The sequence below is a fragment of the Flavobacterium branchiicola genome (genome assembly GCF_018383905.1).
Lineage (GTDB): Bacteria > Bacteroidota > Bacteroidia > Flavobacteriales > Flavobacteriaceae > Flavobacterium > Flavobacterium branchiicola.
The window spans coordinates 116221-140808 of sequence record NZ_JAGYWA010000005.1; the positions used below are offsets into that span (position 1 = coordinate 116221).

Consider the following 24588-nt stretch of genomic DNA (forward strand, 5'->3'; position numbering starts at 1 on the left):
ATTGCCTCCAATTAAAACTGGAGGCTTTTTTGTTTAACATCTGAAGGGCTTCTATTAGTTTGTTATTTCGACTGAAAGGAGAAATCACACTCGTAAATCGGCAAAGATTGGACATACTATGTGGAATTTCTTGTGTGATTTCTCCTTTCAGTCGAAATGACAAAAATGGTGAGAATTTCTAAATCTAAATCTTTAAAAGAAGCCTATTGTTTGTATCTAGCCCCGATAGAGGCGGTATCCTTGCTGGCCCGACGTCGGGCAACAGCGAGATATAGCCGAAAGCGGGAACCATGTTTATAAAAATGCCTTTTGTGATACTCCTGACAATTAAAACAAAAGTCCCGATTAGAATTTCTAATCGGGACTTTTTTATGTAACTATTTTGAAGATTACTTCACTTCAAAAACATTATTTGCTTGTTTCACATCAGCCATTAATCCGCTTGGATCGATAGTGATTTTTTTGATTGCCGTTTTAGCTTTATCAATTGTAAAACTATAATTTTGTTGTGCCCATGCCCAGTCTGCCAAAACATTTCTTTTCTCATTTGGATTTGGGTTTGGTTTGATAAAGTTCATCATTCTTAAAGGAACATAAAACGTTTCAGAAGTTCCATCAGTATACTCTACTTTTAAATCAATTGGCATTGGCATTCTTCCAATTCTTTCTAAAGTAACGGTTGTTTTTCCTGAATTATCAGCAACATCCTTAATTCCGTAATCAATAGTATTGGTTGTTTCTGCCCAGTCAATTAAATACCAATCCAATTCTGCTCCCGAAACTCTTTCTGCAGTTCTCTTGATATCATTTGGAGTTGGGTGTTTGAATTTAAAATCGTTGTAATATCTTTTTAAAGTTGCATCAACATTTTCTTTTCCAATTACATATTCTAATTGAGAAAGGAAAATACTTCCTTTTACATAAGATGAAATACTGTACGGACGGTTTTCGTCGTAACGATCTCCGTGAGTTGTTTGCGGTTGTTCTTTTCCTGAATTAACCAAACCGTAATAAGCTGTATAGTTTCCTTTAAACGGGTTTACTTCTTTTTTATCTCCTTTTAATTCATTCAAAGCACTGTCTTCAATGTAAGTTGTAAAACCTTCATCCATCCAAGGGTGTTTTGATTCATTTGAAGCCAAAATATGTTGGAACCAAGAGTGTCCTAATTCATGTGTTGCTGTTCCAAGAATTCCCTGAAGCGTTCCGTTTCCTAACATTAAAGTACACATTGCATACTCCATTCCTCCGTCGCCACCTTGAATAAATGAATATTGTTTGTATGGATATTGCCCTACTCTGTGGTTATAGTAATCCATAACTTTTACCATTAAAGGCTCTAACTGTTTCCAGTTTTCTGCCACTTTTGGGTTGTTTTTGTAAAAGAAATGCAAATCGACATCATTTGGTCCTTTTACAATATCGTGTGCATATTCTTTATCTGCAGCCCATGTAAAATCATGTACATTTGGCGCGATAAAATGCCAGGTTAATGTTTTTGTCTTTTTAGGATAAACTACAGTTACACCAGCATCTTCATAACCATGTCCGATTGAATTTTTATCTTGTAAATATCCAGAACCTCCAATTGTATAATCTTTGTCGATTGTAATTTTTACATCAAAATTTCCCCAAACACCGTGAAATTCTCTTCCGATGTATGGATCTGCATGCCATCCTTCAAAATCAAATTCAGCTAATTTTGGATACCATTGTGACATAGACAATTCGATACCTTCTTTATTGTTTCTTCCTGTACGACGAATTTGTTCCGGCACCTGACCGTCAAAATCTAATGTAAAAGTCGTTTTAGAATTTGGCAAAATTGGTTTAGCCAAAGTTACTTCTAAGATTGTTCCTGAAACTCTTGTTTGAGCCACGACACCATCTTGTTTGAAGTTTGTGATTTTTAAAAAACCAATTTCGTTTGGTTTTAAAGTTTCAATACGGCTTTGTTTAATATCTTTTCCATCGGCGTCTTTTACTTTATTAACCATTCTTGCATCTGGATCTTTTATAGTATGCAAACGAGCATCCATTTCGCTTCCTGGTTGAAATGCATTTAGGAATAAATGATAATAAACCTTTCTTAAAGTATCAGGAGAATTGTTGGTATAAACCAATTCTTGTTTTCCTTTGTACTGATAGTTTTTTACATCCATAGCCACCTCCATTTTATAATCGACATGTTGTTGCCAATAAGGAGCACTTTGTGCAAAACCAGAGTTTAGACCCAAACTCAGAAAAGAAAGTAATAAAATTTTTCGCATGGTAATTTTAATAAAAATGGAAGAGCTGCCGCCCTTCCATCGGATTACTATTTTTTAACTTATTTATTTTTTTGACATTTTTTCAGCCATTAGTAAAGCATTGTAAGCGTTTACCATTTTAGCAGTCTTTGATGATTCTACAGAAGAAACTGCCACCGGTTTTTCATCCGGATTTGGATTTTCACCCAAAACAACTTTTGAAGGAAGCGCCACTCCAGAGTCCATTAAAATCTGTTTTACCTGAGCGGCTTTTAATTTTGGATAGTATGAAAATATTAACGCAGCAACTCCGGCAGCATTTGGAGACGCCATAGAGGTTCCTTGTAAATATTTGTATTTATTGTTTGGAACTGTTGCGTAAATTTCTTCGCCCGGAGCAAAAACGTCTACATTTATTTTTCCGAAATTAGAGAATCCTGCTACTACGTTTTCTCCATAAGATTTATTAATTGCTCCAATTGTGATGACATTATTAGCAAATTCTTTTACATTATCTTCCGAGTCATTCGGGTAATTAATATTTTTTTTCTCATCAATATTATATCCGTCATTTCCGGCAGCATGAACAATTAAAACGTCTTTTTTTGCAGCGTATTTAATTGCGTCGTAAACCCATTGTTTGTGTGGAGAAAAGCTTTTTCCGAAACTTCCGTTAATTACTTTTGCACCATTGTCTACTGCATAACGAATAGCAAGAGCGATGTCTTTATCGTACTCATCTCCATCTGGAACAGCTCTTACTGTTAAGATTTCAACATTGTTGGTAATACCGTCTCCACCTAAATTATTTCCACGAACCTGAGCAATAATTCCGGCAACGTGAGTTCCGTGAAGTGCTTTTTCTTTGTCCGGTCCAAAAACTACATTATTTCCATAATGATTGTCTTTAATGTCTTCAGGATTATCTCCTACGATTTTTCTTCCGTCAAATTCTTTATTCAGATTATAGTTTAGTTCATCATAAACCTGTTCTCTGTATTCTTCAAAATCAGCTTCAGGGTCAAAAGTTGGTCCTGCATTTGTAAAAATCGTTGTCATGATTTTTTTACATTGCGCAACTTTTGGATCTGTTGAAGTTACAGCACTTAAATCTTCAATTTTATACGTCTTTTTATTAAGTTCCTTTTTGATCGTATTATGAACATCAAGTAAAAAATCTACTTGTTCTTTATCTTTTATTGCTTTTTCGTATCTCTCATTATATTGAGCCAAAGCATTTTTATATTCAGCAGAACCGTCGTCTTTCTTTTTAATAACACGTGTCATTTCAAGATTTTCATGCACAGCTTCCCCCAGAAAGTTCCATCCATTTATATCGTCGATAAAACCATTTTTATCATCATCGATTCCGTTACCCGGGATTTCTTTAGGATTGGTCCAGATCATTCCTTTTAAATCTTCATGCTCGATGTCGACTCCAGAATCTACGATACCAACGATTACTTTTTTACCGGTTTTTCCTTTCAGTAATTCTGCATAAGCTCTGTCTACACTCATTCCCGGAATAGAATCTTTTATTAGATCTAAATGACTCCATCTCTTTAACTCGTTTTCACTGACCGGTGCTTTTTTTACAACAGCAAGCGGAGCTGTAATAAAATTTTTGGAAGTTGATTCCTGCGCTTGTAAGCTTGCGCTGCTTGCTAAAACTAGTAAAGCAAAAGCAGATAATTTGAGTGGTATTGTATGACTCATGTAGTCTCGATTTAATATAAAGTTAAAGATGGGCCTAAATTATGATATTTTGTTACAAAAAACTAACAGTTAACACTGTGTTATGAAATTTATTTGCTTAAAATAATTCACAGAACGTATTCTGGAACCTTTTAAACGAGAGAATTGGATAATTATATCGCAAAGATTTTTATCAACATTGGCTTTCTGACTTTAACACATTTATAGGAAGATTAATAAAACAACATACCAGTACGGTTTCACGTAAGGAATCTTCATATTTATTGCCTACTCTTGCGCGATCTAATTTTAAACTCGTTCTATGAAAACAAAACTACTCTTATTGTTATTATTAGCAACTTTTTCTATTAACGGACAAACCAACTTGGTCCCAAATGGAGATTTTGAAACATGGACTTCGTCTTCGCAACCAGATAATTGGTTTCGTTATTTTAGCGGTTTTGTTTCCCAAAGTGCAATTGCCCAAAACGGTAAATCGAGCACTAATATGATGATTGCAAGTGGCACAAGCAATTTTATTAACACTGGTTATTTTGCTGTTACTGCAAAGAAAACTTATCGTGTAACGATGTATCACAGACTTGCAAAAGGTACTTTTACTTCCATTGATTTAAGTTTATTCCACAAACCAAGTACTTTTAAGGAAGAAATATTCAAAAAATCGGATGCTACTTTTTCTACTACCGAATGGAGAAAAATTGAGTTTGAATATACCCCGACTGTTTCTGAAAATATTGAATTAGATATCTGGACAACAGGATCTCTTAATGCTGAAATATTGGTGGATAATGTATCTATGGTCGATATTAATGATATTCCTTTGCAATATACCTCGATTCCGGATATTGAATTCGAAAAAAAATTAATAGCATTGGGTATTGACACTGGTGCAACAGATGGAAAAGTACTCACGTCTGCTATTAAAACGGTTAAATCATTAACCCTTAACACAAGAGTGATTTCTGATTTAACAGGAATTCAGGATTTTACAGCTTTAGAAACCTTAACTGCAACCGGAGCTAATTATAATACCAGTACCCTGGAAACTGATGGTTTACTAAAAACATTAGATGTTTCTAAAAATATCAATTTAATATCTTTAAACTGTTCCATAAATAAATTGACCACTTTAGACGTTTCTAATAATACAAAATTGACCTCTTTAATCTGCAGCGAAAATAAGATAGCTGCAATTGATATCAATAATAATCTTAATTTAAAGACATTATCAATTGATAATACTTTAATCAATACAATTGATATTACAAAGCATTTGGCTTTAAACACTTTTACTTGTTCAAATACAAAAACTACTTCTGTTAATGTTAGTAATAATACAGAATTACTTCTTTTAAATGTTGGCACTAACAAACTAACAACATTAGATGTTTCAAAAAATACAAAACTATTCACTCTATATTGTGAGGTAAATTTATTAACATCAATTGATCTCTCTAAAAATTTAAATTTAGTTAATGTCAGCTGTTTTAATAACCCATTAACAGCTTTGGATTTGTCTAATAATCTTTTGTTGAAAACTTTAAACTTTTTGGGTACCGCAATAACAACTATTGATGTTTCTAAAAATGCCGAACTAACATCACTTACTTGTGGATCAGATCAATTAACCGCCATTGATGTTTCTAAAAATTTAAAATTGAACTATTTTAATGCAGGTCTTAGTCAATTTAAAGCACTGGATCTTTCTAAAAACATTAATTTAACTACTGTATATTGCCAATATAATCCAGTATTAACTGAAATAAATCTAAAAAACGGCAACAATACCAAGATTACGGACTTAAATTTAACAGGAAATACCAATTTATATTGCATACTGGTTGATGATGCAACTTATTCTACTCAAAAGTGGACAAAAAAAGACGCATATGTAGATTATACTTCTACAGCATGCCCAGTATTATCATACACACTTATTCCTGATAAAGAGTTTGAAAAAAGATTAATTGAGTTAGGTATTGATTCCGGTACACCAGATGGAAAAGTATTCACTCCAAGAATTGCTGCTGTAAAATCATTAGAAGTAGACCCTACTTTAGTTGCCGATTTAACAGGTCTTGAAGACTTTACCAAATTAGAAATGTTACAATGCAGAAACAACTGTATTTCATCTGCGGGAGGTGGCTGTGGAAAAATCACTAAACTGGATGTTTCTAAAAACACCGCGTTGACACAATTATATTGTGAAGGCAATCAACTGACAACTTTAGATGTGAGTAAAAACACAAAGTTGATAAATCTATACTGTTCTGTAAACAAATTAACATCGATAGACATTTCAAATAATCCAGATTTATCCGGATTTGGTATTTCTTACAATAATTTGACAGAGCTTAATATAAGTAACAATAAAAAGTTAACTCAAATAAGTTGTACAAATAATAAATTAAAAAATCTTGATGTAACAAATACCAAATTGTATCTTCTATCTTGTGAGAGCAATGAATTAAGCAGTCTGGATCTTTCTAACCAAAACGAATTGATGCAGTTATATGTTGAAAACAACAAATTAACTACATTAGACATGACTAATAAGCCAAACTTGAGTTATTTTAATTGTAGTTCTAATTTATTGACCAGTTTAGAGGTAACCTCCCTAAGCTTAACAAATTTAAATTGTTCAAACAACAAGTTAACTAGTTTAAATGTTACCCAAAATACCAATCTAAGTGTTCTTTCATGCGGTACTAATGCACTAACAGGATTTGATATTACAAAAAACCTAAAACTTAGGGAATTAGAATGCTCTTCACTTAAATTAAGCGAATTGGATGTTACATTTCTACCTGAATTAAAAAAATTAAACGCTACTAATAATAATTTATCAACTATTGATTTATCTAAAAATCTAAAGATAGTTGATGTCTATTTATCTAAAAATCAACTTACAGAAATAGATGTAACTAAAAATCTGTTGCTAACTAATTTACTTGTTGCAAATAACAAGCTAAAAGTGCTAAATCCTGTAAATAATTTAGCATTAGAATATGTCGATTTTTATAATAATCAATTAACCACTTTTGATATTTCACAAAATAAAAAAGTACGTTATGTAAATTGTAATAGTAACAAACTAACCAATTTAAATTTACAGAATGGAATAAAAGACTTTTATATCAATATTGAAGTTCCTAATTATAAAAACAATCCAGATTTAAAGTGTATTCAGGTTACTGACGCAAAGTATGCCAGATCAAACTGGACTTACTATGCCGATGCGAATGTTCGATTTTCTGAAGATTGTGCCGGACCTCTTACTCTTTTTGCAGATAATTTTGCCGTAGAGACCAAAGGAGAATCTTGTTTTGGTGAAAATAATGGCGCAATAAATATAACCGCAAAAGAAACTCATGCTTATCAGGCAAAAATTAATGATAAAACATTTCCGTTTACAAACAATGCTTTAAATTACACCAATTTATCTCCTGGAAATTACACTATTTTAATTAGTATTCCCGGAGAACTTTTTGAACAAACTTTTAATGTGTCAATTACAAAAGCAGCAACTATTTCAGGAAAATCTGTTGTAACAGATAAGAAAGTTAATGTTGAAATTATTGACGGAACTGCTCCTTTTACTGTTTTTGTTGATGGCAAAGCACAATTTGAAACAAGTGATTCTAATTTTTCATTAGACCTTAACAAGTCTGGTTTAATTGAAGTTTCAACAGCGAAAGCATGCGAGGGGACTTTTTCTAAAAAAGTTACTTCTACCGAAATTGGAACAGTACTTTCTGCATATCCAAACCCAACATCTGACTTTATTGAAATTGAAATTCCAACAGCTAAAACTGAAGTTGTGATAGAATTATTCAATTTTGGAGGCCAATTAGTTTCTAGTGGAACTTATAATATCGAAAGCGGAAGAGTAATCTTAAATCTTGCACATCAACCAGCAGGAATTTATGCTGCCAAAATCAATTTGGAAACTCCGGAATATATTAAAATTATAAAAAAATAAAAATGAAGAATCTTATCTATCTTTCACTAATCAGTGCTTTGTTTATTTCTTGCGGAGGTGGCTCAGATGATGATACGCCTGCAGAAAATGTAGCTCCAACTGTACCCGTTTTAACTTCACCGTCTGATAATAAGCTTTGTGTTAGCAACACTGTTTCTTTTCAATGGGATAGGGCTACAGATGCAAACAACGATGCTCTTACCTATCAAATTCAGGTTGCAAAAGACAATACGTTTGCACAAATTGCAACAACATTTGATGGAGCAGAAAATACTGCATCTTTTGTTTTAGATAAAAACACCGCTTATTACTGGAGAATTAAAGCAACAGATGCTAAAGGTTTAGCAAGTGCTTATTCATCTGTTTATAAATTTTATACTGCAGGTGAAGTAGTTTTAAATCATTTACCTTTTGCTCCGGAAGCAGTTTCGCCACTTGTAAATGCTGCTGTAAATGCACCTACTGTTTCCTTAAAATGGAATGCAACAGATGTTGACGCAACAGATGTACTGACTTATGATGTTTATTTTGGGACGACAAATCCACCAACAGAAAAAGTAAGTGAAAATAAATCTGAAAAAACATTTGATGTTACAACAGTCGCTGCCAAAGAATACTTCTGGAAAGTTGTTGTAAAAGACAATAAAGGAGGAGAAACTGTTGGACAGGTTTGGAAATTCAAAACCAACTAACTTTAATAATTACAATTAGTTAAACCAAGAAATCTCATTTTCATTCAGTTGAAAATGGGATTTTTTTTATGCTTTAATTGAATTTAAAGAACTTCCTCGCAAGTAAAAACTTCTTTTAATCGAACGCCTTTTTCGGTGTGTTCAACCGTTATAATTTGATTATGTGCATCATGCTCCAGAAATAAATAATAATTATTGTCTGCTGCTGCGTTCAGGAATTTTGACTTTTCCGGCATTGTCAATAAAGGTCGTGTATCATACCCCATTACATACGGCAACGGAATATGTCCTGCAGTAGCCAATAAATCAGCACAAAAAACAATTGTTTTATCCTGATATTTAATATGTGGAATCATTTGTTTTTCGGTATGACCGTCAACATAAAAAATTTCAAAACCCAATTCCTTCGAAAATCCAAAGTCGGTGTTTGGTCTTTCAATAAAATTCAGTTGACCACTTTCCTGCATTGGTAAAATGTTTTCCGACAAAAAAGAAGCTTTCTCGCGTGCATTTGGCTTTGTGGCCCATTCCCAATGATTTTCATTGGTCCAGTATTTTGCATTTTTAAAAGCTGGTTCATAACCTGTTTTATCAGAATTCCACTGAACACTTCCTCCACAATGATCAAAATGAAGATGCGTCATAAAAACATCGGTAATATCATCCCGGTGAAAACCATATTTTGCCAATGATTTATCTATAGAATGCGAACCCCAAAGTGAATAATAACCAAAAAATTTCTCCGATTGTTTATCTCCCATTCCGGTGTCAATTAAAATCAAACGATTATTGTCTTCAATGAGCAGACAACGAGCAGCAATATCAATTAAATTATTGGCATCTGCAGGATTTGTTTTATTCCAGATTGTTTTAGGAACAACACCAAACATAGCGCCTCCATCTAATTTAAAATTTCCGGATTCAATTGGGTAAAGTTTCATAAGAATGTATTTCTAGTAAGAAAACAAAGCTAGGAAATACTATATCTATATGCTAAAAAATCTTTTAAACTTTTGCAGTAACTATTCTAATGTTATGGAAGAACTTCCCATGATTTCTTGTTTATCGAAGAAATTAACAAAATAAGTACCTTTTTTAAACTTGTTTTCATCCCCATTCAAAACACCGTAAGCATTGGTTGTTTTCCCCTGGTAGTCAACAGCGACTAAAAAACTGTAAACTAAAGCTTTATCATTTCCAAATTCGATCAATTTGTTCTCTCCTAAAACGGTATTCTTTTGATCTAATACTTGAACGTAGTACACTTTTTTTCCGGTTTTAGCAACAGAATTTCCACTAACAGAAAAACTGATTTTTAATTTTTGAGTGTTCTTTGCTTTAGCTGTTTCCAATTCCTTTCCAGAGCTTTTTTCGCGAAAAGCCATTACCTTAAAATTTCCCAAAGAAAGTTTTGAAGCATCTTTTAAAGTAGATTCCAACTTTTTTTGTTTAGAAATCAACGTATCATTTTCGGCCTTTTGTTTGTACATAACAACGTTCTGGCTCTCTATTTCAGTCAATAAATTTTTATTCTGAGATTTTAGCTTTTTAACTTCAACAACTTTTGCATCCAATGAAGCTTTTAAATCTGAAAGTTGTTTACGATAAATTTTAATTTGTTCTGCCGAAGGATCTTTTGAAGCTTTAATAATCTCCATCAGATTCTCAATATTCTTCTTTTCAAGTTCTAATTCTTGCGAAAGTGCTGTTTTTTCAAAAATGGCCACATCATAAGCCAACTTTAAAGTGTTTAAAGAATCCAGAATATTCTCCTGATCGTGAGACGTTTTATTGGTAGTTCCTACAATTTCTAAAGTATCATTTGTAGGTTTATCAATAATAAGACTTGGTTCATTGCTAAAAATAAAATATGTAGCACTAATTCCAAAAACAAAAACTACTGCAAAAAGTGCTTTAATCCAGTTATCCCTGTAATTTTTCTTCATAATTACTCCTAATTTTATGCAAAAGTACCACAAAATCACATTCAAGCACAGGTAAAAATACGGTATTTTAACTATTAAGTCGTATTTATTGATAAATTAGCAGTTTTTGCCTTACATTTTTGTAAGTTTCTTTTTAGTTCTTGCAGAAAAAAGAGATTTATTACAAATTTCTATCATCAAAATAACTTCTATCTATTTTAACATTTGTTATAATAATGTCAAGCGTTATGGAAAAAGGTTTTTAAGTCGTATCTTTGCGGATAATTTCATTTCAACATTGACAGACAGCACTTTAAAATGTAATAATTTAATTACTTTTTAATGTATAATTAAGGAATGTTGAAAAGATAAATACCATAAAAAAAAATGATAAAAGTTTCTGATACAGCCAAAAAGAAAATCATTGACCTGATGACTGATGATGGTTTTGATGCCACTCATGACTATGTACGTGTAGGTGTGAAAAGCGGTGGATGCTCTGGTTTGTCTTATGATTTAAAATTTGACAAAACCAAAGGCGACGACGATAAAATATTCGTAGATAACGACATACAAATTGCAGTTGAAAAAAAATCATTTCTATATTTAGCCGGAACAATTTTAGAATTCTCTGGCGGATTAAACGGAAAAGGATTTGTTTTCAATAACCCAAATGCTAGCAGAACTTGTGGCTGCGGAGAATCATTTTCTCTTTAGTCAAAAGCCGAAAGTTATAAAGTCGTAAAGACTGTTTCGTGACTTCCCAACTTTTGACTTTAAAACCTTAAGACAACATTAAAATATAATGAGCAAATACACCGAAGACGATTTAAAAATCGAACTGGAAACAAAAGAATATGAGTACGGATTTTATACTAATATAGAATCTGAGACTTTTCCTATTGGCTTAAACGAAGATATTGTTCGCGCAATTTCTCTTAAAAAAGAAGAACCGGAATGGATGACGGAATGGCGCATCGAAGCTTTCCGAGCATGGAAAGAAATGATTGAACCAGAATGGGCAAATGTTCATTATGAAAAGCCAGATTTTCAGGCAATCTCTTATTATTCAGCTCCAAAACAAGTAGATCCTAACAAAACTTTGGACGATGTTGATCCTGAATTGTTGGAGATGTACAAAAAATTGGGGATTTCTGTTGATGAACAAAAAATGATGAACAATGTCGCTATGGATATTGTTGTCGATTCTGTTTCTGTTGCAACAACTTTCAAGAAAACTTTAGCCGAAAAAGGAATTATTTTCTGTCCAATTTCTGAAGCAATTAAAGAACATCCAGAATTAGTAAAAAAATATTTAGGTACGGTTGTTCCTCAAAAAGATAACTTTTATGCGGCGCTAAACTCAGCAGTTTTCTCTGACGGAAGTTTCTGTTATATTCCAAAAGGCGTTCGTTGCCCGATGGAACTTTCAACTTATTTTAGAATTAACCAAGCAGGAACCGGACAATTCGAAAGAACTTTAGTTATTGCTGATGCAGGAAGCTACGTTTCTTACCTTGAAGGATGTACAGCGCCAAGCCGTGATGAAAACCAATTACACGCTGCTGTGGTTGAATTAATCGCTTTGGATGATGCTGAAATTAAATATTCTACAGTTCAAAACTGGTTCCCTGGAAATAAAGAAGGAAAAGGTGGGGTTTACAACTTTGTAACTAAAAGAGGTCTATGCGAAACAAACGCTAAAATTTCTTGGACACAAGTTGAAACGGGGTCTGCTGTAACTTGGAAATATCCATCTTGTGTGCTTAAAGGAGATAATTCAGTAGGAGAATTTTATTCTATTGCTGTTACTAATAACTTCCAACAAGCAGATACTGGAACAAAAATGATCCATTTAGGTAAAAACACTAAATCGACTATTATTTCTAAAGGTATTTCGGCTGGAAAATCACAAAATAGCTACCGTGGTTTAGTGCAGATTTCGCCAAGAGCAGAAAATGCAAGAAACTTTTCTCAATGTGACTCCTTATTAATGGGTAATAATTGCGGCGCACATACTTTCCCTTACATCGAAAGTAAAAATCCATCTGCAAAAATCGAGCACGAAGCAACTACAAGTAAAATTGGAGAAGATCAGGTTTTTTATTGTAACCAAAGAGGTATTCCGACTGAAAAAGCGATTGCCTTAATTGTAAACGGTTTCAGTAAAGATGTATTGAATAAATTGCCAATGGAATTTGCTGTTGAAGCGCAGAAATTATTAGAGATTTCTTTAGAAGGTTCTGTAGGATAATTTTAAGATGGAAAATAAAAAAGTCATCATTTTAGGTTCTTCCAGAAAAAACGGAAACACTACAAAAATTGTGGATGCACTTTCAAAAGAACACAATATAGATATCATTAATTTAAGTGATTATTCGATATCCTATTATGATTACGAAAGCAAAAATATAGAAGACGATTTTCTGCCTTTAATCAGAGGAATTCTTGAAAAATATGACACTTTAATTTTTGCAACACCGGTTTACTGGTATAATATGAGTGGTATTATGAAAGTCTTTTTTGATCGTTTTTCAGATTTGATCCGAATTGAAAAAGAAACCGGAAGAAAACTAAGAGGAAAGAAAATTGGAGTGATATCAAACTCACACGATGATGCAATTGAAGATGGTTTTTACTTTCCTTTCAAAAAATCAGCCGATTATTTAGGCATGGAATATTTAGGACACGCACATTACAATGCGAACATCTTAAACCAACAAACAAAAATAGAATTGACATTTATATAAAATAAAGAACAATGTTATCAATAAAAAACCTTCACGCCGCAATTGGTGATAAAGAAATCCTTAAGGGAATTAATATAGAAGTTAAAGCTGGAGAAGTTCACGCGATAATGGGACCAAACGGTTCTGGAAAAAGTACACTTTCTGCTGTTATTGCAGGAAACGAAAATTATGAAGTTACAGAAGGAGAGGTAATTCTTGACGGAGAAGATCTTGCTGATCTTGCTCCTGAAGAAAGAGCACACAAAGGTGTTTTCCTTTCTTTTCAATATCCGGTAGAAATTCCTGGAGTTAGTGTAACTAACTTTATGAAAACTGCTATCAACGAAACTCGTAAAGCAAACGGCCAAGAAGAAATGCCTGCAAACGAAATGCTGAAAGTAATTCGCGAGAAATCTGAATTGTTAGAAATCGACCGTAAATTTTTATCTCGTTCTTTAAATGAAGGTTTTTCTGGAGGAGAGAAAAAAAGAAACGAGATTTTCCAAATGGCAATGTTAGAGCCAAAATTAGCAATCCTTGATGAAACCGATTCAGGTCTTGATATCGATGCTTTAAGAATTGTGGCTAATGGTGTAAACAAATTAAAAAGCGACAAAAACGCAATTATCGTTATTACACACTACCAACGTTTATTAGATTATATCGTTCCAGATTTCGTTCATGTTCTTTACAACGGAAGAATCGTAAAATCAGGAGGAAAAGAATTGGCTTACGAATTAGAAGAAAAAGGATACGACTGGATCAAAGCAGAAAACTAAAACAGTCGTAAAGTCGAAAGTCTAAAGTTATAAAGTCCAAAAACTAGATGAGTAAGTTCAGATCGTTTGAAGAAATAAATTCTTGGCAAAAATCTCGAATCTTCAACAAAAAAATATATTTGATTACTGAGAATTCTAATTTTAAAAAAGACTTTGATTTTGTTAGACAAATAAGACGTGCATCACTTTCTATATCATCAAATATAGCAGAAGGTTTTTAGAGAAATACAGATAAAGAGTTTGTTTATTTTTTATACGTAGCCAAAGCATCTGCAGGAGAAGTAAGATCTCAATTATATTTAGCTTTTGATTTAGAATATATTATAAAAGAAGAATTTGAAATGCTTTTAGAGTCGGTTACAGAAATATCGAAATTATTAAGCGGTTTCATTAAATATTTGAGCCCAAAGTCATAAAGTCGAAAGTCATAAAGTCTCCAACTTTATGCTTTAAATTTTTAACCTTTTGGCAAAAACAGTCGGCAATCCAAAGTCTTTCGACTTTCGACTTTCGACTTTAAGACTAAAAAAAGAAATGGATTTAAAAGAAAAATTAGTATCGTCTTTTATGGCTTTTGAAGAGCGTGTCGATGTGCATTCAGACTTGCACGACGTACGTACAGCAGCTATAAAAAACTTTGAAAATAAAGGTTTCCCAACCAAAAAAGATGAAGCATGGAAATATACATCGCTAAATGCCATTTTAAAAAATGACTTTACGGTTTTTCCAAAGCAGGAAAATGCAATCGAATTCAATCAGGTAAAAAAATACTTTTTACATGAAATTGACACTTATAAATTGGTTTTTATTGATGGTGTTTTTAGTTCGCATTTGTCTTCTACAACACATGAAGGAATCGATGTTTGCTTGATGTCTTCGGCATTGACCAAACCAAAATATAAAATGATTATTGACAAATATTTCAATAAAATTGCAAGCAAAGACGAAAGTTTGACTACGTTGAATACTGCTTTTGCAATGGAAGGTGCGTTTATCAATATTCCGCAAAAGAAAGTAGCTGATAAACCTATTGAGATCATGTATTTTTCAACTGGAAACGAAGCTGCATTATTGGTTCAACCTAGAAATTTGATTATTGTGGGTGAAAATTCACATGTTCAAATTATCGAGCGTCACCAAAGTTTGAATGAAAATCCGGTTTTAACGAATTCCGTTACAGAGATTTTTGCACAAAAACGTGCCATTGTTGATTATTACAAAATTCAAAACGATAATAGCGAAGCAAACTTAGTTGACAACACTTACGTTTCTCAACAACAAGAAAGCCACGCTTACGTTCATACGTTTTCATTTGGAGGAAACCTTACACGTAACAACTTAAACTTTTACCATTTCGGAGAAAGATTGACAAGTACCCTTAACGGAATCTCTATTTTGAATGACAAGCAACACGTTGACCATTATACTTTGGTAAACCACGCACAGCCAAACTGCGAAAGTTTCCAAGATTATAAAGGAATCTTCTCTGATCGTTCGACAGGAGTTTTCAACGGAAAAGTTTTGGTTGAAAAAGAAGCTCAAAAAACAAATGCTTTCCAAAAAAGTAACAACATTTTATTGAGTGACAAAGCTACAATCAATGCTAAACCACAATTGGAAATTTTTGCTGATGACGTAAAATGTTCTCACGGATGTACAGTTGGACAATTGGATGAAACAGCAATGTTCTACATGCAATCTCGCGGAATCCCGAAAAAAGAAGCTAAAGCTTTATTGATGTACGCATTCTCAAATGCCGTAATCGAAAGCATCAAAATACCAGAATTAAAACAAAGAATTACTAAAATCATCGCTACGAAATTAGGCGTGAATTTAGGATTTGATTTGTAGTCTAGGTTTTACCGAAAAGACACAAAGGTTACGCAAAGTTCGCAAAGTTTTTATTTAAACTTTGCGAACTTTTTGTATTTGTATCTTGCGTCTCTCCTGCGAGGTTTTCAAAACCTCGTAGGTATCGAAACTCAAAACTTTATACCTACAAGGTTTTGAAAACCTTGCAGGAATAGACAACTATTTCTTAACACTATCAATAACTTCCTTCAAAAAACCATTAAAATCAAATCCTGGTTCTTCTTCCCTTACTCCCATTCTCACAATTACCATATCTTTTGATGGAATGATCGCTACCATTTGACCTTGGTAACCACTGCAATAAAACATATCACGAGGAACATCCGGGAATTTTCCACCTGCGTTTAACCAAAATTGTGCCCCATATTTTCCTTCAGAAATATTGGTTGGCGTTGCAGTGTATTTCACCCAGCTTTCATCAAGAATTTGTTCTCCATTCCAGTTTCCTTTATGCAGATATAATAGTCCAAATTTTGACCAGTCGCGTGGAGTTGCCCATCCGTAAGAAGAACCTACGAAAGTTCCGCTCATATCTTGCTCAACAATCATCGAGTTCATTCCGATTTTGTCGATTACGGCACTGTACCAAAAATCAAGATATTCTTGTTGTGTTTTAAATTGTCTTCTTAAAATCAGAGATAATAAATTTGTCGTTCCGGAAGAATAATTCCAGTGTGTGTTGGGTTTGAATTGTGCTGGTTTATCCAATTGTACTTTTCCCATATCTTCGGCTTGAAAAAGCATTTTTGTAGCATCGCAGATTGTGCTGTAATTCTCTTCCCATTCTAAACCGGAATTCATATGAAGCAAATCATTTATTGTAATAATTTTACGATCGTCATTTTTCCATTCTACAACCGGAGCAGGTTTATAAATATCAATTTTTCCTTGTTTAGCCAAAACCCCAAAAGCAGAACTTGTAATACTTTTTGTCATTGACCAACCTAAAATTTTGCTGTCTTTATTGAATCCTGTATCGTATTTTTCAAAAATCAATTTGTCTTTATATAAAACAACAACGGCGCGGGTTCTTTTCTTTTTTCCTCCATTTTTATCAAAAGAATTTTCAACTGCCAATTTCAATTTCGAATAATCAACATTAGAAAAAGCAGTATCTTTTGGTTCATTGTTTCCGTATGGAAAAGGGAGATTATTTTCTAATTTTGTTCTTTTTGGAAGCAGATACGGTTTTGAAATATCAAAATTATCATCAATCAAAGTTGCTCCAAGTCCTTCACGATAAATGGCTTTTCGTTCTTTTAAACCATAAACAGAGGCAACAGCAAACTTTCCGGCATTATCAATTGAGTTTTTAGCCAGATCAATCATATCGATATCATTGTCTGTTTTCTGAATTAAATCCAGCGGACGATTATCCAAAAAATGTCCCGATGCGACACTCTTAGCCGAAAAACCAGAAATCAAATCCAACTTCGGATAAGTTGTAAATCCGAAATACAAAAAAGCAAGAACCAAAACAAGCAAAAGTACTTTGAGAAATTTTTTCATGATATATTAGATATTTTTAATGCAATATAAATAATTTATCTTCACCATTTTAGAAGTCAAATTATAAATCTATTTCAGATAATTCAAAAAATTGAATTGAATTTTACAGAATCAGCATTTACACTAGCGAACAATGGCACCATAAAAGGAAATTATAGAATTGCAGTATAATACAATTTTGTTTTAGTACTTTTGTAAATAGAATTTTTCTAAATAAGACATGTTAGATATCCAAAAAATAAGAGCAGATTTTCCGATACTTTCTCAAACTGTAAACGGAAAACCATTAGTATATTTCGACAACGGAGCTACTTCGCAAAAACCACAAGTTGTAATTGATGCGGAAGTTAAATATTATCAGGAAATCAACGCCAATATTCATCGTGGCGTTCACACTTTAAGCCAATTAGCAACTGATGCTTACGAGGTTTCTCGTGGAAAAGTAAAAGAACACATCAATGCAAAACATGCTCACGAAGTACTTTTTACTTCTGGAACAACACACGGAATTAACTTGGTTTCAAACGGTTTTACTGCTATTTTAAAACCAGGTGACGAAGTAATTGTTTCTTCTTTGGAACACCATAGCAACATTGTGCCTTGGCAAATGTTATGCGAAAAAACCGGGGCGATTTTAAAAGTAATTCCAATCAATGAAAATGGAGAATTAATCATTGAAGAGTTTGACAAACTGCTTTCTGATAAAACAAAAGTGGTTACTGTAAATCATATTTCAAATGCTTTGGGAATCATAAACCCAATTAAATATATTATTGATAGAGCTCACGCTGTTGGTGCTGCCGTTTTAATTGATGGTGCGCAGGCTGTTCCGCATTTAAAACCGGATGTTCAGGAATTAGATTGTGATTTTTATGCTTTTTCAGGTCATAAAATGTGTGGTCCAACCGGAACTGGAATTTTATACGGAAAAGAAGAATGGTTAAACAAACTTCCTCCTTATCAAGGTGGTGGTGAAATGATCAAAGAAGTTACTTTCGAAAAAACAACCTATGCAGATCTTCCTCATAAATTTGAAGCCGGAACTCCAAACATTGCTGGCGGAATCGTATTAGGAACTGCAGTTGATTATTTAAATAATATTGGATTCGAAAATATTCAGGCATACGAGCACGAACTTTTAGAATACGCTACAAAACGTTTATCTGAAATTGAGGGTTTAAGAATCTACGGAACCGGAAAAAATAAAGCATCGGTAATTTCGTTTAATATTGACGGAATACACCCTTATGATGTGGGTTCAATTATTGACAAACTAGGAATTGCGGTTAGAACCGGACATCATTGTGCTCAACCCATTATGAATTTCTTCTGTATTCCGGGAACCATTCGTGCTTCATTTTCTTTTTATAATACTAAAGAGGAAATTGATTTAATGGTTGATGCTGTTAAAAAAGCGCAAACAATGCTAAGCTAAAACATTTTTTATGAGACTATTATCCCTACTATTTTTGTCCATCTTTATTGTAACCGGTTGTTCAAGCCAAAAATCAGCAGATATGACAACTACGAAAATTGAATATTCTGCACTTTCAAGAGGGTATTATAAAAAAATTGTGGTTCAAAATCAAACCGTTTCTGTTGTAAACGGAAGAGATCAGCAACCTGTTGAAAGCAAAATTGATAATGCAAAATGGAAACAAATTGTTTCTGAGTTTTCAAAAGTTAATTTAGAAGAAATTCCAAATTTGAAAGCACCAACCGAAAAACGTTTTTATGATGGTGCTGCTATTGGAAATTTAAAAATAACTCAAAATCAAAAGACCTACGAAACTAAAGGTTTTGACAATGGTACTCCTCCAAAGGAAATAGAAAAACTGGTCAATTTACTAGTTGATTTTGTTAAAGAATAATTATGACGATAAAAGAAATACAAAACGAAATAATAGATGAATTTTCGATGTTTGACGACTGGATGCAGCGTTATGAATACATCATCGAATTAGGAAAAAGTCTTCCGTTAATCAAAGAAGAATACAAAACTGAAGAAAACTTAATCAAAGGATGTCAATCTAAAGTTTGGTTGCAAGGTGAACAAGTCGATGACAAAATTGTTTTCACCGCAGACAGTGACGCCATTTTGACAAAAGGAATTATTGCGATTTTAATTCGTGCTTTCTCGAATCAAAAAGCAAAAGATATTCTGGATGCCGATGTTGATTTTATAGACGAAATCGGATTAAAAGAACATTTATCTGCAACACGTGCGAACGGTTTGGTTTCAATGATAAAAAACATCAAAATGTACGCTTTGGCTTTTGATGCTAAGAATAAAAATTAAAAAAAAAATTAAACCATTAAGACATTAAGTTTCATAAAGCGTCGCGCTTAATTTCTCTTTAAATAATTAAAAAGGAAATTAAGCTTATTCGCAAAACTTAATTTCCTTAATATCTTAATGGTAAAAAACTAGATATAAAAATGGAACAAGAAATAGACACAAACGAATTAGGAGAATCAATCGTAAAAGTTTTAAAAGGAATTTACGATCCTGAGATTCCTGTTGATATTTACGAATTAGGATTGATTTACGATGTAATGGTAAACACCGATTACGAAGTGAAAATCTTAATGACACTTACTTCACCTAACTGCCCGGTTGCAGAAAGTTTACCAAGAGAAGTTGAAGAAAAAGTAAAAACAATCGAAAACATTAAAGATGTTGATGTTGAAATTACTTTCGATCCGCCTTGGAGTAAAGATTTAATGAGCGAAGAAGCAAAATTAGAATTAGGAATGCTTTAATATTTGTTTCAGGTTTAAAGTTTCACGTTACAGGTTACAACTTGAAACGTGAAACTTTAAACTTTAAACCATTTTTCATTATGGAAGAAATCGTTAATAAAGTTGCCAATAGCGCTTTAGAAGTTTTTGATTTAGAGGATTATTATCCAAAAGGGATGCGAGTTCAGATTGACATTTCGCAATGGCTTTTGGAAGGATTTTTATTGAAGGAAAAAGACTTTAGAGAACACCTTAAAAATCATGACTGGTCACAATATCAAGACCAGTATGTTGCAGTACATTGCAGTACCGATGCGATAATTCCGGCTTGGGCATTAATTTTGGTTAGCGTTCATTTGGCACCTTTTGCCAAAAAAGTTGTTAACGGAACTATTGAAGATTTAAACGCAAGTCTTTATGAAGAAATCCTAAGCAAAATTGATTATTCTGTTTACAAAAGTAAACCTGTTATTGTAAAAGGCTGCTCTAAAAAGCCAGTTCCTATGCGAGCTTATATTTTAGCTACGACTTATCTACAGCCATTTGCAAGAAGTATTATGTACGGCGAAGCATGTTCTGCTGTGCCATTATATAAAGAGTCTAAGAAATAACCTGCTTTTAGAATCAATTAGCCCTTAACATTTTATTGTTTTTAGTATATTTGTTTATACACTTCTAAACTAAAAACCATGAGAAAGCTAACCTTATTACTTTTCATTTTAGTAAACTTCACATTTGTACATGCCCAAAATTCAGAAAAAGAGTTAATTCAAAATACTGAAAAAGCAGTAAAAAAAATTAACGACACCATAGAAGAAGAAGGGTGGAAAGCAAAAGGAACCGTATCTCTTTTATTAAATCAATCAAGCTTCAATAACTGGATTGCCGGTGGTGAAGACAGCTTCTCAGGAACACTTGGAATCAATTATGATTTCAACTACAAAAAAGATGATATAACCTGGGATAATAAAGTCCTGGCATACTACGGTTTATTGCAAACTAAAAATGCCGATTTTGAGAAAAAAACAGATGACCGTCTCGAATTTAACTCAATCGTGGGGAAAAGAGCTTTTGGAGAATGGTACTATTCTTATTTTCTAAATTTCAGAACGCAGTTTACGACAGGTTATGTTTACGGACAAGATGCAAACGGAAAAGAAATTAGAACCGAAAACACCAAGTTTATGTCTCCTGGTTATTTAACAACGGGTCCTGGTATTTATTGGTCGAAAGATGAAAATCTTAAAATAAATTTTGCACCATTAACTTCAAAATTCACATTTGTAGACAAAGCTTACACTTCCGGCATCGATCAAAACACAGGGTTACCTTATGTTAGCGAGGACTATTTTGGTGTCGACGCGAACAAAAGTATGCGTTATGAACTCGGATTTTATGCTTCTGTCTATTACAAATTGGCCATTATGACCAATGTGACAGCCGAAAATACTCTGAATTTATATTCAAATTATTTAGAAGACCCACAAAACGTCGATATCAATTACTCGCTTAATATTGTCATGAAAGTAAATAAATTTCTCTCAGCAAATTTTTCTTTCCAAGCAATCTATGATGATAACGCTTTTCAGGGATTTCAAACCAGAGAAGTATTTGGTTTAGGGGTTAACTTTGGATTTTAGTCCATAAAACTTAAATAAACAAAAAGGCCGCAAAAATTATTTTTCGCGGCCTTTTTGTTTATTTATAAGATTACTTATTTATTTCATTATGAGTAGATCTAATATTTAAAGTGTTAAATTTATTTAAGAGTTTTTTCCCTGCCTCAACAAGACTTTCTCCATCTTCTTTTTTCAAGCCATTTTTTATTAATGCCTCTCCTTCAACAATAGTTTTTTCAGGTTGATCAAGATATAAATAAATTTTAGCAAGATTATAATGTACAGAATATCGTATAGTCTTATTTGTTTTACTTGATCCTGAATATTTTTCTTTCAGTGATTCCAGATATTTAATAGAAGGTTCTAATTCAGTAACAACAGTATTAATTGGAGCATCTGCTTTCATTTCAGAAAGCTTCTTTGCAACCTGATCAATTGTTGTTTTATAAGTTTCCCCTTCTTCCTTAGAAACCAATATCAAAAGTTGTTCATTTAGGCTTAAGGCATTAAAACCAAATTTGTCGTTTAGTTTGTTTTTAACCTGATTTAATGAACTTTCTACATACTCACCTAATCTTTTATTATAATAAGCAGTTTCATTCTTTTTATTTTGTGCTTGTAAATAAGGTAAATCATGATTTTCTACCGATTTATAAGGAATCGTTTTAGAAAAGTTTAATTCTTCATCAATTGCTATTTTTTTTGAATCCTCTAACTTGTAATAAGTAATTTTAGCATTTCCGTTTCCTGTATAATTTGTAATAATAGTGAACATCTCAAATGCTCTTTCTAAAATTCCATCCCTATTTTTTTCTTCAACCGTTTTCTTATCGATTTCTTCATTTTTTTTCTGAAAATCCAATAAGTTAACCTCTACATTTACTGTTGCAGAATCTGTTACTCTTTTCCAGCCGTATAATTTAATATAGTCGGCCAGTTGTTTTGTATTTTTAAAACTTTCAATAGCGCCTGCGGTTTTAACTTTAACATTAAATGTTCTAAGCGCTACCGGAACATATACCGAAGGAAGATCCTGATAATTTACATAAAACTCTACAGGGGTTAATTCTGTTTTTTGGGCATAAATAGAAGTGCAAAACAAAAGGAAAAGAAGCGATATTTTTTTCATGAGTTGTATTAAATTTATTATTAATTAGCAATCATAAATATAACACTATTTAAAAAAAACACGCAAGTTTTAAATAATTTAACTTATTTCTTACGCTTTATTCTTCTTCTTTCTCAATTGCATCTTTATAATCCGGGTACAAAAATTTATTGTAAGGAAATCGGGTTATGTGAATCTGACGAACAGCTTCATAAACGGTTTCTCTAAATTCTTCGAAATTTTCCTTTTGTGTTGCCGAAATAAACAAAGCCTTATCTTCTCCAACATTACTCATCCAGGTTTGTTTCCACTCTTCAAGTGTGTAATGTTTTCGGGTTCTTTCGGTAATTAAATCATCTTCATCAATAGTCAAATGTCTGTAAGCATCGATTTTATTAAAAACCATAATTACAGGTTTATCATTGCTTTTAATTTCCAGCAAAGTCTGATTTACAGATTCAATATGATCTTCAAAATCCGGATGTGAAATATCAACAACATGCAAAAGCAAATCGGCTTCACGAACCTCATCAAGTGTACTTTTAAAAGAATCTACCAATTGTGTTGGTAATTTTCTAATAAAACCAACAGTATCAGAAAGTAAAAATGGTAAATTTTTAATTACTACTTTACGAACTGTAGTGTCTAATGTTGCAAACAATTTATTTTCAACAAAAACATCACTTTTACCAATGGCATTCATCAAAGTCGATTTACCAACGTTGGTATAACCAACCAGCGCCACACGAACCATTGCGCCACGGTTACTACGCTGAATGCTCATTTGTTTATCGATTGTCTTGATTTTATCTTTCAATAACGAAATTCGATCACGCACGATACGTCTATCTGTTTCAATCTCAGTTTCTCCGGGACCACGCATACCAATTCCTCCTTTTTGGCGCTCAAGGTGCGTCCATAAACCGGAAAGTCTTGGTAATAAATAAATACATTGCGCCAGTTCAACCTGAGTTCTCGCATAGGAAGTTTCGGCTCTTTGCGCAAAAATATCCAAAATCAAATTCGTTCTGTCAAGAATTTTACAATCTATAATTCGTGAGATGTTTTTTTGCTGCGATGGCGACAATTCATCATCAAAAATTAAAGTCGATATATCATTTTCTTTTACAAAAAGATTGATTTCTTCTATCTTACCCGTACCCATAAAAGTCTTCGGGTTTGGACGTTCCATTTTTTGCGAAAAGCGTTTAATAACCTCACCACCGGCGGTAAAAGTCAAAAACTCTAATTCGTCAAGATATTCGTTAAGTTTTTCCTCACTTTGATTTTGAGTAACTATACCAACAATGGCAGTTCTTTCAAAATTTATAACTTCTTTTTCTAACATAGCTTTGAATAAGGTGCAAATTTAATGATTTGTAAGACACTAACCCTTATAGAATTTTGTTTTACGCTCTAAATATTGATTAATTTTATAATTATGGTATATTACAAAACAAATTTTATAAAAACATCTCAACTAACGCGAGTTTCTATCTAAAATATGTTTAGAATTACCTTAAAGACTAATCTAACTCATGAAAACCCTGCTTAAATATCTGCTAGCCATAATAATTATAACTTTCACTTACTCATGTACAAGTACAAATGAAAATTCTGATCCCATTAGCCCAAATAATGATTATATAAAATTCGTATACCCAGA

General features: G+C 32.7%; 20 protein-coding genes and 1 pseudogene. 14 read left to right on the forward strand and 7 right to left on the reverse strand.

What is annotated here, in order from left to right; genetic code table 11:
• Positions 1-389: 389 nt before the first annotated feature.
• Positions 390-2270, reverse strand: coding sequence for a M1 family metallopeptidase (locus KHA98_RS13650; RefSeq protein ID WP_213258490.1), 1881 nt, complete (start codon positions 2268-2270; stop codon positions 390-392).
• A gap of 63 nt (positions 2271-2333) precedes the next feature.
• Complete coding sequence (locus KHA98_RS13655; RefSeq protein WP_213258491.1) at positions 2334-3965, reverse strand: S8 family peptidase; 1632 nt, start codon at positions 3963-3965, stop codon at positions 2334-2336.
• A 301-nt stretch (positions 3966-4266) separates the two neighbouring features.
• On the opposite strand from KHA98_RS13655, the gene KHA98_RS13660 reads away from it, so the two are divergent.
• Positions 4267-7947 (forward strand): T9SS type A sorting domain-containing protein, encoded by a 3681-nt coding sequence (locus KHA98_RS13660; RefSeq protein ID WP_213258492.1) that lies wholly within the window; start codon positions 4267-4269, stop codon positions 7945-7947.
• A 2-nt stretch (positions 7948-7949) separates the two neighbouring features.
• Positions 7950-8639, forward strand: coding sequence for a fibronectin type III domain-containing protein (locus KHA98_RS13665; protein ID WP_213258493.1), 690 nt, complete (start codon positions 7950-7952; stop codon positions 8637-8639).
• 83 nt (positions 8640-8722) lie between these two features.
• Here KHA98_RS13665 and KHA98_RS13670 read toward each other — a convergent pair whose 3' ends face one another.
• Both KHA98_RS13670 and KHA98_RS13675 read right to left on the reverse strand, forming a co-directional pair.
• Complete coding sequence (locus tag KHA98_RS13670; RefSeq protein WP_213258494.1) at positions 8723-9580, reverse strand: MBL fold metallo-hydrolase; 858 nt, start codon at positions 9578-9580, stop codon at positions 8723-8725.
• Positions 9581-9661: 81 nt separating this feature from the next.
• The gene (locus tag KHA98_RS13675; RefSeq protein WP_213258495.1) at positions 9662-10585 is read right to left on the reverse strand and encodes a hypothetical protein; all 924 of its coding nucleotides are present in this window, start codon (positions 10583-10585) and stop codon (positions 9662-9664) included.
• Between the two features lie 366 nt (positions 10586-10951).
• Between KHA98_RS13675 and KHA98_RS13680 the strand changes: the two genes are divergently transcribed.
• From KHA98_RS13680 to sufD, 6 genes and pseudogenes are all read left to right on the forward strand, one after another.
• Positions 10952-11281, forward strand: a complete 330-nt coding sequence (locus tag KHA98_RS13680) for a HesB/IscA family protein (protein ID WP_125718763.1) — start codon at positions 10952-10954, stop codon at positions 11279-11281.
• A gap of 88 nt (positions 11282-11369) precedes the next feature.
• The gene (gene sufB, locus KHA98_RS13685; RefSeq protein WP_213258496.1) at positions 11370-12818 is read left to right on the forward strand and encodes a Fe-S cluster assembly protein SufB; all 1449 of its coding nucleotides are present in this window, start codon (positions 11370-11372) and stop codon (positions 12816-12818) included.
• Between the two features lie 7 nt (positions 12819-12825).
• Positions 12826-13314, forward strand: coding sequence for a flavodoxin family protein (locus KHA98_RS13690; protein WP_213258497.1), 489 nt, complete (start codon positions 12826-12828; stop codon positions 13312-13314).
• Between the two features lie 11 nt (positions 13315-13325).
• Positions 13326-14072: a Fe-S cluster assembly ATPase SufC gene (sufC, locus tag KHA98_RS13695; protein ID WP_213258498.1), complete on the forward strand. Its 747-nt coding sequence runs from the start codon at positions 13326-13328 to the stop codon at positions 14070-14072.
• 47 nt (positions 14073-14119) lie between these two features.
• Positions 14120-14488: pseudogene (locus tag KHA98_RS13700) on the forward strand (four helix bundle protein).
• A gap of 118 nt (positions 14489-14606) precedes the next feature.
• Positions 14607-15923, forward strand: a complete 1317-nt coding sequence (sufD, locus tag KHA98_RS13705; protein ID WP_213258769.1) for a Fe-S cluster assembly protein SufD — start codon at positions 14607-14609, stop codon at positions 15921-15923.
• A 180-nt stretch (positions 15924-16103) separates the two neighbouring features.
• On the opposite strand, the gene KHA98_RS13710 is transcribed toward sufD, so the two are convergent.
• Positions 16104-17453: a serine hydrolase domain-containing protein gene (locus KHA98_RS13710; protein ID WP_213258499.1), complete on the reverse strand. Its 1350-nt coding sequence runs from the start codon at positions 17451-17453 to the stop codon at positions 16104-16106.
• Positions 17454-17673: 220 nt separating this feature from the next.
• On the opposite strand from KHA98_RS13710, the gene KHA98_RS13715 reads away from it, so the two are divergent.
• The 6 genes from KHA98_RS13715 (at position 17674) to KHA98_RS13740 (ending at position 21835) form a co-directional block, all read left to right on the forward strand.
• Complete coding sequence (locus KHA98_RS13715) at positions 17674-18888, forward strand: aminotransferase class V-fold PLP-dependent enzyme (RefSeq protein ID WP_213258500.1); 1215 nt, start codon at positions 17674-17676, stop codon at positions 18886-18888.
• A gap of 82 nt (positions 18889-18970) precedes the next feature.
• Positions 18971-19324, forward strand: a complete 354-nt coding sequence (locus KHA98_RS13720; protein ID WP_246522341.1) for a hypothetical protein — start codon at positions 18971-18973, stop codon at positions 19322-19324.
• A 2-nt stretch (positions 19325-19326) separates the two neighbouring features.
• Complete coding sequence (locus KHA98_RS13725) at positions 19327-19752, forward strand: SufE family protein (protein WP_213258502.1); 426 nt, start codon at positions 19327-19329, stop codon at positions 19750-19752.
• 140 nt (positions 19753-19892) lie between these two features.
• Positions 19893-20216, forward strand: a complete 324-nt coding sequence (locus tag KHA98_RS13730; RefSeq protein ID WP_017494560.1) for an SUF system Fe-S cluster assembly protein — start codon at positions 19893-19895, stop codon at positions 20214-20216.
• Between the two features lie 80 nt (positions 20217-20296).
• A complete protein-coding gene (locus tag KHA98_RS13735) occupies positions 20297-20806 on the forward strand; it encodes a DUF2480 family protein (RefSeq protein WP_213258503.1) in 510 nt (169 codons plus the stop codon).
• Positions 20807-20884: 78 nt separating this feature from the next.
• On the forward strand, positions 20885-21835 hold the full coding sequence (locus tag KHA98_RS13740; protein ID WP_213258504.1) for a DUF3078 domain-containing protein: 951 nt from the start codon (positions 20885-20887) through the stop codon (positions 21833-21835).
• Positions 21836-21905: 70 nt separating this feature from the next.
• Here the strand turns inward: KHA98_RS13740 and KHA98_RS13745 are convergent, their stop codons facing one another.
• On the reverse strand, positions 21906-22943 hold the full coding sequence (locus tag KHA98_RS13745; RefSeq protein ID WP_213258505.1) for a hypothetical protein: 1038 nt from the start codon (positions 22941-22943) through the stop codon (positions 21906-21908).
• Between the two features lie 97 nt (positions 22944-23040).
• Positions 23041-24270: a GTPase HflX gene (hflX, locus tag KHA98_RS13750; RefSeq protein ID WP_213258506.1), complete on the reverse strand. Its 1230-nt coding sequence runs from the start codon at positions 24268-24270 to the stop codon at positions 23041-23043.
• Positions 24271-24588 lie beyond the last annotated feature (318 nt).